Source organism: uncultured Allobosea sp., from assembly GCF_945957345.1.
In the GTDB taxonomy this organism is placed as follows: Bacteria; Pseudomonadota; Alphaproteobacteria; order Rhizobiales; family Beijerinckiaceae; genus Allobosea.
Window position 1 is genome coordinate 1 of sequence record NZ_CAMFKW010000041.1, and the last position, 11,797, is coordinate 11,797.

Annotated in this window: 12 protein-coding genes and 1 pseudogene; 8 read left to right on the forward strand and 5 right to left on the reverse strand. The window is 61.6% G+C overall.

Annotation, left to right across the window (positions count from 1 at the left end; all coding sequences use genetic code 11):
- From Q0Q36_RS18535 to Q0Q36_RS18555, 5 genes and pseudogenes are all read right to left on the reverse strand, one after another.
- Window positions 1-208 (reverse strand): hypothetical protein (locus tag Q0Q36_RS18535; RefSeq protein ID WP_293800192.1); only part of this gene is annotated, 208 nt, incomplete at its 3' end.
- Between the two features lie 93 nt (window positions 209-301).
- Complete coding sequence (locus Q0Q36_RS18540; protein ID WP_293800194.1) at window positions 302-697, reverse strand: hypothetical protein; 396 nt, start codon at window positions 695-697, stop codon at window positions 302-304.
- Window positions 697-1,272 (reverse strand): annotated as a pseudogene (locus tag Q0Q36_RS18545) (lambda exonuclease family protein); the annotation flags it as partial. The pseudogene Q0Q36_RS18545 and the gene Q0Q36_RS18540, both read right to left, overlap by 1 nt.
- A 50-nt stretch (window positions 1,273-1,322) precedes the next feature.
- Window positions 1,323-1,994 (reverse strand): ERF family protein, encoded by a 672-nt coding sequence (locus Q0Q36_RS18550; RefSeq protein WP_293800196.1) that lies wholly within the window; start codon window positions 1,992-1,994, stop codon window positions 1,323-1,325.
- A 253-nt stretch (window positions 1,995-2,247) separates the two neighbouring features.
- Window positions 2,248-2,559 (reverse strand): hypothetical protein, encoded by a 312-nt coding sequence (locus tag Q0Q36_RS18555; protein ID WP_293800198.1) that lies wholly within the window; start codon window positions 2,557-2,559, stop codon window positions 2,248-2,250.
- A gap of 117 nt (window positions 2,560-2,676) precedes the next feature.
- Between Q0Q36_RS18555 and Q0Q36_RS18560 the strand changes: the two genes are divergently transcribed.
- From Q0Q36_RS18560 to Q0Q36_RS18595, 8 genes are all read left to right on the forward strand, one after another.
- A complete protein-coding gene (locus tag Q0Q36_RS18560) occupies window positions 2,677-2,895 on the forward strand; it encodes a helix-turn-helix transcriptional regulator (protein WP_293800200.1) in 219 nt (72 codons plus the stop codon).
- Between the two features lie 183 nt (window positions 2,896-3,078).
- Window positions 3,079-4,977, forward strand: coding sequence for an asparagine synthase (glutamine-hydrolyzing) (gene asnB / locus Q0Q36_RS18565; protein ID WP_293800201.1), 1,899 nt, complete (start codon window positions 3,079-3,081; stop codon window positions 4,975-4,977).
- Between the two features lie 105 nt (window positions 4,978-5,082).
- A complete protein-coding gene (locus tag Q0Q36_RS18570) occupies window positions 5,083-5,724 on the forward strand; it encodes a PIG-L family deacetylase (RefSeq protein ID WP_293800203.1) in 642 nt (213 codons plus the stop codon).
- 26 nt (window positions 5,725-5,750) lie between these two features.
- Entirely contained in the window at window positions 5,751-6,695 is a 945-nt protein-coding gene (locus Q0Q36_RS18575; RefSeq protein WP_293800205.1) for a UDP-3-O-(3-hydroxymyristoyl)glucosamine N-acyltransferase, read from the forward strand.
- 36 nt (window positions 6,696-6,731) lie between these two features.
- Window positions 6,732-8,630: an asparagine synthase (glutamine-hydrolyzing) gene (asnB, locus tag Q0Q36_RS18580; RefSeq protein ID WP_293800207.1), complete on the forward strand. Its 1,899-nt coding sequence runs from the start codon at window positions 6,732-6,734 to the stop codon at window positions 8,628-8,630.
- 148 nt (window positions 8,631-8,778) lie between these two features.
- Window positions 8,779-9,576 (forward strand): ABC transporter permease, encoded by a 798-nt coding sequence (locus tag Q0Q36_RS18585; protein WP_293800209.1) that lies wholly within the window; start codon window positions 8,779-8,781, stop codon window positions 9,574-9,576.
- Window positions 9,569-10,978: an ABC transporter ATP-binding protein gene (locus Q0Q36_RS18590; protein WP_293800211.1), complete on the forward strand. Its 1,410-nt coding sequence runs from the start codon at window positions 9,569-9,571 to the stop codon at window positions 10,976-10,978. Before Q0Q36_RS18585 ends, Q0Q36_RS18590 begins: the two co-directional genes overlap by 8 nt.
- Window positions 10,975-11,796, forward strand: a complete 822-nt coding sequence (locus tag Q0Q36_RS18595) for a bifunctional 2-polyprenyl-6-hydroxyphenol methylase/3-demethylubiquinol 3-O-methyltransferase UbiG (RefSeq protein ID WP_293800213.1) — start codon at window positions 10,975-10,977, stop codon at window positions 11,794-11,796. The genes Q0Q36_RS18590 and Q0Q36_RS18595 overlap by 4 nt, the downstream gene beginning before the upstream one ends.
- Window position 11,797: the final 1 nt, after the last annotated feature.

An 11,797-nucleotide genomic window follows, 5' to 3' on the forward strand; every position in this document is an offset into this window, starting at 1 on the left:
CCTCCAGCATGCCGGCCTCCATCGCATCTGCAAGGCTACGACCCATATGGATCGGAGCCGCCATGGCCTGGGCCTTGGCGGCTTCGCCCTTGCAGATGGCGTCGTCCTGCTGGAATTGGGCGACGGCTCCGGCGTCGCTGCGTCCGTCGTAGCGATCGAAGCGCATGGCGGTACGCGGGACGCAGGCGCTGGCGACACAGGCCAGCATGATGGCGATCACAAGAGACGGCCAGCGGTTGCGCCTGGGTTCTAGGCAAGACGTTGTCGAAGACACGGATGTGATCTCTATCGTGCAAAGGGGTCATTGATCGTCGCGACGCCAGCTGGCGGGCTTGGCGAGGGGACGAGAGGCTCTCATCTGGGGTGACGGCCTTGGGAAGCCTCGCGAAAGCAGCGGCCTGATCCCGAGATGGCGGGCTTCGCGCCGCTTGGCTTCGGCGATCGCGGCCAGATCCCGAGCGGTCTTCGCTCCGGGCGCGCGATGACAGCAGTCACGGCCGAGAACGCGCCCGTCCTCGATGGAAAGCTCTCTCGTCTTGTCGAGGATCAGCGCTTCCGGGATGACGTGGTCGAACTCGACGACCTTGCCGGAGACGTTGAGGCCGCAGCCTTCGCAGCGGATGCAGCCACGCGCGTCCATGGCTCGCTTGAGCATGGCGACCTTCTGGCTGCGGGTGAACTCGCGGCGCCCATCCATCAGGCGGCCTCCAGCCGGCCGTAGGCGGCGACCTGCGCGACGATCCGATCGAGTTCCTCGTTGAACTGTGTAACGGCTGTGCTGATCTCGGCGATGAACGCTTCGTCGCGATGGGCTCGGGTGATCATGATCGGCAGGCCTGGCCAATAGATCGAGAGATCGATCCAGTCGCGCTGGGCGATCCAGAGCTGTCCCTGACACTGCGCCTTGTGCTCCGGCGGGAACTCGCCCTTGAGAAACGCCTCGATCAGGAGATGCGATAGCTTGCTCTTGATCTCGAGCAGGCCGTCCTGGCCGATCAGCGCATCGGGTGAGGCGTCCGCTCGCCCGCGTCGCAGGAACCCGATGGTCTCGCAATCCAGGCCGGTGACGAAGCTATAGGCGCTGCGAGCCTCCTCCTCCATCAGCTTGCCGCGTTCCATATGCGCTGAGGTGAAGCCCTCCATCACCTCGCCGGTCAGCCGTTCGCCGGCGAGCTTGTAGAGATAGGTCTGCCGGGTTCGGCTCTCGGTACCGCCGCGTCCCTTGCTCAGGATCGATGCGAACTCTGAAGCTGTGGGAATGCCGAGGCGCGCTTGCGCCCATTCCGGCGTTCCCTAGATGCAGTTGATGATCTCGAGCATGATCAGGCTCGTCCCTTCCTGGCGTTGAGCATCACCAGCGCTTGCCGGAAGCGGCGCGCCGGCAGTTCGGCAAAAGCCTTGATCTTGAAGAAGCGCAGCAGGCCCTCGCGCTCGCCGCCGACCTCGTCGATCAGCGCGAGAAGCTCCCGGGTTTGCTGGCGAGTGATGGTCTCACCGGCTCCTACGGCCTTGCCGTCATCGTCGTCCGCGGCCGCGAGCCCCAACGCTGCCTTCAGCGTCATCCGCTGCAGATAGGTCAGCGTCGATCCGATCGCCTGGATCGCGTTCTTCTCGTCGCTATGATCGGCGCCGGCGCTAAGACTGTTCTCCTCACTATGACCGTCACGGTGCGAGATCACGCAGGTGATGGTCACCCTCTCGCCGTCACTGTTCGAGCGGAAGCGGTAGGCCAGGCCGTGGCGCGCCAGGACCGGGCCGACCGCGCGGGCGATCTCGGCCAGATCCTCATAGCGATAACGCTTTGCTCCGATACTGGCGATCTGGGTCTTCGCGATCACCGGGAGTTCAGCCTTGGCGGCGGCGAGGGCTGCCTCAAAGGCGCGGCGTGCGTCCTCTGCGTAGCTCCGCTCGTGTAGACCGATCAGCTGGGACAACACATGTTCGTCGACACCGCGGTCGAGTGCGGAACTCAACAGGCTCAACGGGGTGATCATAGGGGGAGGGCGCAGCTCGGTGAGCCGAGTGCCTGCGGAGGAGCGCCTAGGGCGCAAGGTGCCCGTCATCGTTTGGTCCCTCCGATGACAGATGCGGTGCGCGCTGATCCGAACCGCCAGGCTCGGTACGCCTGGGCGAGCTCGGCCGGGCTGAGCCGGGAGGTCGAAGGCAGGGGTTCCAGGGGCATTTCGCGAGAGAGCGCCTGCGAGGACATGAGCGGGAGAGGCAAACTGCGGTGCATCGCGACCCCCCTCAGTGCAGCTGCTGATGGGCGAGGGCGGTCGCGGGAGCCGTGCTCGGGGAGGTGATCGCCGCCCCCTTGCTGACATGGTCGCGAAGCAGCAAGGCAGCGCCTGAAGGCGTCAGGGCCTGAAGCCATTGAAGCGCCGCCAGCTCGGCCCTGGCTTCCGCCCATCCGCGCTTAAAGGACTGAGACAGATGCTCGCGTCGTTGGGCCCGGCTTTGCAGCCCTGAAATCCGAGGGCCGGCCTGCCGCATGGCGTAGCGCAGGATGCCCGGCTTGTAGAAAGTGAACTTGTTCTTGAACTCCAGGATCAGGGTCATCATCGTCCTCCAGCGACGAAAATCGTCGGTGACGGACGGTTCCCTTCCTATGGCGCCTCCAGTCAACTGAAATAGTCGACACTCGACGAAAAGCGTTGATCAGGCTATGCCGGCATCATGATCACACCCGCCCAATGCCGCGCCGCCCGCGCGCTCCTCGATTGGAGCCAGCAGGATCTCGCCAAGGCCGCTCATCTCGGCCTCTCAACCATCCGTGACTTCGAAAAGGGCAGGCGCGTGCCGACCCATAACAACCTGCGCGGGATCAAGCTCGCGCTCGAGGAAGCAGGTGTCGAGATCGGGGCGGAGAGATCAAGCGTCGGGCTAAAAACGTGACCTTGGCACAAAATCCGGGTCCCAAAACACGGCTAAGTTGAGTGGCCAAAGTCAAATGGAGCTGCTGCCCGCGGTACGGAAAAGCTTGGTCGAGCTCGACCGATCGCATACGGCCAACTATAAGCCACGCGAACGCCCGGCCCTGCTTCCGGCGGCGTTGATCCGCTTCGATGAGGCTATGGAATGTGCGGCATTTTTGGCTCGGTCGGCTTCGAACCTGATCAGCAGCGGATCGATATCGTTGCCCATCGCGGCCCTGACGGTCGCGGCTGGGAGGTCTTCGACAGCGCGAAGGGCCCGGTGGCGCTTGGCCATCGCCGCCTCGCGATCATCGACGTCTCCGATGCCGGCTTGCAGCCGATGTGCGATGCGTCGCGCCGTTACTGGCTCGTCTTCAACGGCGAGATCTATAATTACGTGGAGTTGCGCGAGGAGCTGGGGGCGAAGGGCGAAATCTTCGTCTCCGAATCCGACTCGGAGGTGCTTCTGCGCGCCTACATGCTCTGGGGCGAGGATGTGCTGCCGCGGTTGCGCGGGATGTTCTCGTTCCTGATCTGGGATGAGCGGGACCGGAAGCTCTTTGCGGCCCGCGACCGCTACGGCATCAAGCCGCTCTATGTGGTGACGACGCCGCGTGGCGTGGCGTTCGGCTCCGAGATCAAGCAATTGCTCGGCCTGCCCGGCGTTTCGGGCCGGATGAATGTCGCCCGAGTCCATGATTTTCTGGCCTCTGGCATTTCCGATCACACCTCGGAGACGATGTTCGAGGGGGTCAGGCAACTACGCGGCGGCGAGTGCGTCATGATTGACGCGAGCGGGCATGGCCCGGTCGCGGTCAATCCGCGGCGCTGGTACCCTGCGGCGGCGGGCGAGCTCTCGATTTCAGAAGGCGACGCTGCGGATCGTTTCCGCGAGCTGTTGACCGAAGCCGTTCGGTTGCACCTGCGATCCGACGTGCCGGTCGGCTCCTGCCTCTCGGGCGGCCTCGATTCCTCGGCGATCGTCTGCCTGATGTCCGGTATGATGGGCTCGGGAGCTGGAGGCGCGCAGGTCAACACGGTCTCGGCCTGCTATGCCGAGAAGAGTGTCGACGAAAAGCCGTTCATGGACATGGTCGTTTCCCACGCCCATACTGTGCCGCATTTCGTTTTCCCGAAAGCTGAGGATGTCTTCCAGCGCGCCTCCGACATCACCTGGCATCAGGACGAGCCTTTCGGTTCGACTTCCATCTTCGCGCAATGGTGTGTCTTCGAGGAAGCGCGTCGCGTCGGCGTTAAGGTAATGCTCGACGGGCAGGGCGCTGACGAGCAGCTATCGGGTTATCACGGCGGCTTTTCCTACTACATGGCCAGCTTGACGCGGCAGTGGCGGTTTCGGCAGTTGCTGCGCACGATGGTCGAGCGCAAGCGCTATCACGGCACGCCGGTTTCCGAGCAGATGCGCCTTCAGTTGCTGCGGCTGTTGCCGCCCGGCGTGATCGGCAGGCTGCGCCGCCAGCATCGGGCGCTGGCCGAGCATGATTGGCTCGGGACGGCACTCCTGCGCGAGTCCGGCAATCCGCGGACCGCACTGCAGCTTGCAAGTGATGAGCTCGGCCTCCCGCCGGTGACCGATATTCGTTCCCTGTGCATGACGCTCACTTATGGTTCCAACCTCGCCATGCTGCTGCACTGGGAGGATCGCAACTCCATGGCGCATTCGATCGAGGCGCGGGTCCCGTTCCTCGACCACCCCCTGGTCGAATTCAGCCTGGCGCTGGGCAACGACCACAAGATCGTCGGCGGCGACACCAAGCGGGTGTTGCGCCGAGGGATGAAGGGCATCCTGCCCGAAGCCGTGCGCGAGCGGCGCGACAAGCTCGGTTTCGCGACACCGGAGCAGATCTGGTTCCGGGGCCCCTTGCGCGGCCTGGTCGAGGACGGCATCGAGAAGACCTTGGCGCGCTATCCCGGGCTGATGAATGCCAGCGGTGTCAGGTCGTTGGCCAAGGAAATGTTCGAGGGCGTGCGCCCGCTGGATTTCACGCTCTGGCGAATCGTGAATCTCGGGATGTGGGGCGAGCGAACCGGGGCGACGCTCTGAAAGTGTCGTTGCGGCTAATACGCGACCACGCTATCGCTCGCGTTGACCGGCGCGAGCCTCGATCGTCGACCAACTGCCGATGTGGCAGTTCCGTGGAGTACAGCCTTGCAGCTCTTGAGTCCGAATTCGCCCACTCTCGTGCTCTGCGCACACCCTGATGACGAGATCGGTTGCGGCGCGCTGGTCAGCATGCTGACTGAGCGTCAGCAGCCGGTTCATTATTGCTATTTCTCGAATTGTGCGGAGAGCACAAAGGCGCTCGGGTTCAACCCGGATCTTCTGATCGAGGAATGCTACGAGAGCTGCTCGGAACTCGGAATCGAGCGTGAGCGCATTCAAGGGTTCGATTTCCCGGTGAGGCATTTTCCGCAGCATCGCCAGGATATTCTCGAAACGCTGGTTCGCTTGCGCAAGGAGATCGATCCAGGGCTAGTGTTGGTCGCCAGTCGCGACGACATCCACCAGGATCATGCGACGCTGACCAATGAAGCTGTCCGTGCCTTCAAGCATTGCAGCATCATCGGGTATGAATTCCCGTGGAACCATATGCACTCGCATCTCGACATGCTGGTCCGGGTTGAGCAGAGGCATATCGAAGCCAAAATTCGGGCTTGGAGCCGCTATAAGACCCAGTCGGTTCGTGCTTATCACGGTGAGAAAGTGCTGGAATCGCTCGCCAGGGTTCGTGGCGTGCAGGCAAGCACCGAATTCGCGGAGAGCTACGAAACAATTCGCATCTTCGTCTGATGGGCAGATCTGAGCGGCAGGGCGGCATGACGATCACGGTACGGAATGTGGCCGATGCGCTCGGCACTCTCGTCGCCCGCGTAGCCGGCGACGAAAGTCGGCCGCTGAGCGCGGCGCGTCCGGCGAATGCGCCGCAGGCGGGAGCCCTGACCTATCTCAAGCCCGGCTTCGTCCGAATCGACGAAGTCCGGGCAAGCTTGATCGGTACGGGGTTGATCTGCTCGGCAGCTCATGCCGATGCGTTGCTGGGGGACGACATCAGCTGCCTCGTTACCGATAATCCGCGGCTCGCATTCATGCGGGCCGTGCGGCAGTTCTTCTCCCGGCCGCGTCCCGCACAGGGCATTCATCCGCGTGCGGTCGTCGATCGGACGGCGCAAGTCGACGACACGGCCAGCGTCGGGGCCAATTGCTTCATCGGCGCAAACTGCGTCGTCGGGGCTCGCTCGATTCTGTACCCTAATGTGACATTGCTGGACGATGTACGCATCGGCGCGGACGTGACCGTCAATAGCGGCACGGTGATCGGGGCGGACGGCTTCGGCTATGAACGCAACGAGGATTTCGAGCTGGAGAAGTTTCCCCATATCGGCGGCGTCGTCATCGAAGACGATGTCGAGATCGGGTCAAATACGTCGATTGATCGCGGCACACTCGGCGATACGCTGATCCGCTCGGGTGCTCGCATCGACAACCAGTGCCATATTTCCCACAATGTGGTGATTGGGCGCCACGCCGCGGTGATCGCGCAAAGTATGGTGGGCGGCAGCGCCGTGGTGGGGGACCAGGGTTGGCTGGCGCCCGCAGCGATCGTCATGAACCAGGCCAAGATCGGTGCACGTGCGACCGTCGGGCTTGGCGCTGTGGTGGTGAAGAACGTGCCTGACGGAATGACCGTCATGGGGTCTCCGGCTGTCCCGGCCGACGAGTTCAGGGCGCAACGCGCGGCCTTGAAGAAGTTGCTCGGCTGAGAGCACGTCGCGGCAACTGACGAAACGGCTTCGGACATGTGTGGTATTTGGACTTCGATCAATCTGGACGCATCGCGCGCTGCGATTGACATCATTGCGCACCGCGGCCCCGATGGTGACGGCTGGCGCGACTTCGCGACTCCGGCCGGACGGCTCTCCTTCGGCCACCGCAGGCTTGCGATCATCGCAACCGGCGCGACCGGGCTTCAGCCGCTGGAACATGAGAATGGCCGCTTTTGGATCGTCTTCAACGGCGAAATCTACAACTACCGCGAATTGCGAGAAGAGCTCGCCGATTACGGCAGGCATTGTCGCACGCTGACCGACACCGAGGTCATTCTGGCCGCTTATGCTTTCTGGGGCGAAAGTTGCCTGCAGAAGTTCAACGGCATGTTTTCCTTCGCGCTTTACGACAAGCAGGAATGCCGGCTGTTGCTGGCCCGCGATCGCTTCGGGGTGAAGCCGCTTTACCTCTATGAGACCGAGCAGGGTTTCGCGGTCGCCTCCGAGATCAAACAGTTCTCGACATTGCCTGGTTTCAGGGCAGTCCTCAATCGGCCGAGGCTGCGGGATTTCTTCCTGTCCGGCGTCATCGACCACACTGCCGAAACATTCTTCGGCGGGGTCCGGCAGTTTCGGGGTGGCGAGTTCGTTCATCTCGATCTCGGCAGGTGGCAGCCCGGAGAGCGGCTCGCCGTCAAGCGCTGGTATCACATGCCGACTCCGGACACCGTTGCGCCATCCCTCGACGAGGCTGTGGAGCGCTTCGATGCATTGATGCGTGATTCCGTCAAGTTGCGGCTCCGTGCAGACGTCTCCGTCGGGTCCTGCCTGTCGGGTGGGCTGGACAGCTCCACCATCGTGTGTCTCGCGAACGAGGTCCGAGGCGGCGATACCGGTCTTGGCCATCACACCTTTACCTGTGCCTTCGACGATCCCGGCCTGGACGAATGGAGCTATGCCAAGGCTGTGATCGAGCAATGTGGCAATGAGAGTCATGTTGTTCGCCCGCAAAGTGCCGATCTGTGGAGCGCGGTCGATGACATGATCTGGCATCAGGACGAGCCCTTCGGTTCGACCTCGATCTTCGCGCAATGGTCGGTGTTTAAGGAAGCTCATGCCCAGCACATCACTGTGATGCTCGACGGGCAGGGAGCGGATGAGACGCTTGCCGGTTATCACACGACCTTCGGAGCGGTATTGGCGGGGCATGTCGAACGTGGCGACATGGGGTTGTTCTGGAGCGACCTGAAGGCGATGCGGCGGCGTCACAATACGACGGTCGACAGGTTGATGCTCCTGGCGGCCGCATCGGCGCCGCAGTTCCAGCCGCTGCTTCCCCTGGTCCGAGCCTTCACCAATAAGGTCGAGGCGGAGCCCATCTGGATCACGGCCGCTTTGTTGAACGACGACCTCGCATCCTATCATGCCGCGACAAATGCACCGCGGCCAAAGCATGCGACGCCGCTCGGTCATCTGTGTTCCGAGCAGCTTTTGAATACCAGCGTTCCGATGCTGCTGCATTTCGAGGACCGGAACTCGATGGCGCATTCGATCGAGGCGCGCGTGCCGTTTCTCGACTATCGCCTGGTAGAGTTTGCGATCGCGCTCGGCGGACTTCACAAGGTTGTCGATGGCGAGACCAAGATTCTGTTGCGGCGGGCGATGGAGAACGTTCTCCCGAAAAGCGTGCAGAACCGTCAGGACAAGCTAGGCTTTCCCACGCCCGAACAACGTTGGTTCCGCGGCGAGCTGAAGGAGCAGGTTCGTGCCGAGTGCCGGCGCACGATCGAGCGTTTCCCGGATATTTTTGATGGGGCGAAAGCGTTAACTATGGTCGATCGCGTGCTCGACGGAAGCCTGCCATTCTCGACCTCGCCCTGGCGGATCCTATGCTTCGGGCGTTGGGTCGACAGGTTCGGCGTCGCCGTCTAAGGGCTTCCGATATTTTGCTGTCACTCGACAAGCCTGATGCTATCGGATACGAGATCGCGCCTGCAGCGGCAGCCTTTTCTCTGATTTCTGGGACGCTTCCGAGCTCGGACGTTGAACCGGGCCAGCTTGCATTGGATAGAGGAAAGCCTTGAATCTCGTCCTAGATCCTTTCCGAACGATCTGGCGGCATCGCTCGATCCTGTTCGGAACGTTGCTGTTGGAGATGCGCAGCATCTATGCCGGCTCGGTGCTCGGCATGTCGTGGATTTTCCTGGCGCCGCTGTTGCTGATGGTGATCTACGCGGCGGTTTATCTCTTGATCTTTCGCGTGCGCCTGCCCGGGTTGCAGCCTGTCGACTACGTCTTCCTGACCTCGACGGGGCTAGCCGCCTATACGACCTTCGGCAATTCGCTCGCGGCTGGAACCAATGCGGTGTTGAAGAACAAGCAGGTGCTGGTGAACGCCGTTTTTCCGGCCGAGCTACTGCCGGTCCGCGCCGTCTTGACCGCTTGTCCAGCGCTGGTTTTCGGCATGACGGCGCTGATGATTCTGGCGCCGATCTTCGGTCAGGGCGGCTGGAAACTGGTCCTGGTTCCAGTGCTCGTCCTGTTCCAGATCATGTTCATGTGCGGCATCGCGTGGGTGCTGTCGCTGCTGACGATCCTCGTCCGGGACATCCAGCACATCCTGCAATACGTCACGACGGTGCTGCTGATCATTACGCCGATCGGGTACACGGTGGAGATGGTTCCGGCCGCTCTGGCTCCGGTCGTTCGGCTGAACCCGCTTGCTCACTACGTGCTTGCCTATCAGGCTCTGATCGTCTTCGATCGCTGGCCGAGCCCATGGCATCTGTGCGCCATCGCGACGCTCGCGCTGACCACCTTCCTCGCTGGCTACTGGATCTTCCAGAAAGCCAAATTCGCATTCTACGACTATGCCTGATCCCGGCGCGATCATCCGGTTGCGCGAGACCGGCAAGGATTATCCGCTTTACGAGAATCCAGGCCAGCGCGCGCTCGATCAGATGGGCTTCTTCAGCCGTCTGCCTCAGGTGTTGCGCCCCAAGATCAAGCTCCACCATGCTCTCGCAGGCGTTTCGATCGATATAGCTGCCGGGGAACGCGTCGGTATCGTCGGCCGCAACGGCGCCGGCAAGACAACCCTGCTCAAGCTCATCACGGGCAGCATCGCACCGACTCGCGGCCAGATCGAGATCAAGGGAGAAGTGCATTCGCTGTTGCAGACCGGTCTCGGCTTTGACCCCGAGTTTACGGGTGCGCAGAACATCCGTGCTTCGCTGAACTACAACAAGCTGCCGCCGGCCGCGCTGGAAGAAGCCTATGCTGATATCGTCAGTTTCTGCGAACTCGGCGACCATCTGCTGCAGCCGTTCAAGACCTATTCGGCGGGCATGTCGTCTCGACTTCAGTTCGCCGCTGCAACCGCGATCCGGCCCGATATCCTCGTCATCGACGAGGTGCTCGGCGCAGGCGACAGCTATTTCCTTCAGAAATCCGCCAAACGGATGGAGGCACTTGCCCTGTCCGGCTGCACGCTACTGCTAGTCTCCCATGCTACCCAGCAGGTGCTTCATTTCTGCGAGCGTTGCATTTGGATCGAGGAGGGGCATGTGGTCATGGATGGCCCAGCCCTCGATGTCTGCAACGCCTATGATGTGTTCCTGGAACGGCGGACGCTGGCTTACAAACTGGATTTGCCGGTGAAGCAGTTCGATCTCTTCGCCGACCGGAAGTCAGCGCGGGATGGCGCTGTGGAAGCCGGCGAGAGCGTTTCGGTGGATGCGGGACAGGCAATGCTGACCCGGCTTGGCGATGGCCGGGAAGTTTTCCGATGGCCGGCCAATTCAGGCGTCAAGATCGACCGGCTCGGCCTGGGTGACGGTGCCCGGCAGAAGGTGGATTTCACGCCCGGCGAGAGACTGGAGATCGATATCGACCTCATCGCGGAGGAGGCCGGTCATTTCGCCTGTCGCTATTTGGTGACTTTCTGGTCGCCGCGGGGCGTGAGGATCGGGCGCATCGAGAATGATGTCGACCGTTTTTCCCTCGATATCGGGCAAATGCACCATGTGCGTTTCACGATCCCGGCGTTGCCGCTCACGCGTGGCGAATATCTGCTGTCGTTTTCCGTGTACGACCTGCAGCTCGAGCGCTCCAGCCGCCATGGCGCGGATGTTCGTTTCGATGTTTTGGCTCACGCACTAAAGCTGCGTATCAATGAAGAGGACGAGACCTCCTATCTCATCCATCACTCGAGCGCCTGGTCGGCTGTTTCGAGTGGGTCAGATGGGACGGTCTCGGAACAGGTACCTGCGTCTCCATGAACATCATTCCGGACTTCATCGCTCGTCGGCTGGTCGGCAATCGTGCGCATTGGCCGAAGGTCGTGCGCTTGTCTGCTTGGCTCAATAGGGTCGGCCTGTATTTCCTTGCGCAGGCTCGAATCAGCCTGCGGCTGATTTATCCAGACGGCCGATATACCTCGGATCATGATTTCATCGTGAGTCAGTATGCGCTGCAGGACAAGATTCGCGCGGTCCTAGCTCGCTATAGAGCCGATGGGAGCGCCTACAAGTATTTCTTCGGTCAGCCTTACCAGGGAATGGGAATGGCTGGAATATTCGGGGATCGTCTGACCGATTATCGTTTTGACGACTACGAGCTGCGGAGGTTCATTAGGTCTGGTGACCGCGTGCTCGACATCGGCTGCAACTGCGGCTTTATCGGTATCCTCGCAAGCTACCGCACTGCCTGCCAGACGACAGGAATCGATATCAATCCCTACATGATCGAGATCGGGCAGCTTGCTGCAGAGCATTTGCGGGTTGCCGATCTTGTAGAACTGCGTGCAGGCCGCCTGCAGGATTACGATCCGGGGCCGGTCTTCGATGTCGTGTTTTCCTTCGCGACCCATTGGACTGACGACAACAACTATCGCGTCTCGATCGACGATCACATGGCCCGTATGGCGAGCTATCTGAAGCCCGGCGGGATGATGATTTTCGAGACACATTGCAACGACGTCGGCAATCCAGAGTTCTATGCGGCGATGGAAGGTGCGAAACGCCTGTTCGCGTTCGATGGTTTTCATAAGATGACGGACAGTGACACGCGCGAGCTTTACTTGATGCAACGCAGGTAGG

Excerpts from the sequence above, each read along its gene's own strand:
- Q0Q36_RS18575 (WP_293800205.1), top strand. The coding sequence starts at position 5,751 with ATGACGATCACGGTACGGAATGTGGCCGATGCGCTCGGCACTCTCGTC.
- Q0Q36_RS18550 (WP_293800196.1), bottom strand. The coding sequence starts at position 1,994 with ATGATCACCCCGTTGAGCCTGTTGAGTTCCGCACTCGACCGCGGTGTC.
- asnB (WP_293800207.1), top strand. The coding sequence starts at position 6,732 with ATGTGTGGTATTTGGACTTCGATCAATCTGGACGCATCGCGCGCTGCG.
- Q0Q36_RS18540 (WP_293800194.1), bottom strand. The coding sequence starts at position 697 with ATGGATGGGCGCCGCGAGTTCACCCGCAGCCAGAAGGTCGCCATGCTC.
- Q0Q36_RS18560 (WP_293800200.1), top strand. The coding sequence starts at position 2,677 with ATGATCACACCCGCCCAATGCCGCGCCGCCCGCGCGCTCCTCGATTGG.
- Q0Q36_RS18590 (WP_293800211.1), top strand. The coding sequence starts at position 9,569 with ATGCCTGATCCCGGCGCGATCATCCGGTTGCGCGAGACCGGCAAGGAT.
- Q0Q36_RS18595 (WP_293800213.1), top strand. The coding sequence starts at position 10,975 with ATGAACATCATTCCGGACTTCATCGCTCGTCGGCTGGTCGGCAATCGT.
- asnB (WP_293800201.1), top strand. The coding sequence starts at position 3,079 with ATGTGCGGCATTTTTGGCTCGGTCGGCTTCGAACCTGATCAGCAGCGG.
- Q0Q36_RS18555 (WP_293800198.1), bottom strand. The coding sequence starts at position 2,559 with ATGACCCTGATCCTGGAGTTCAAGAACAAGTTCACTTTCTACAAGCCG.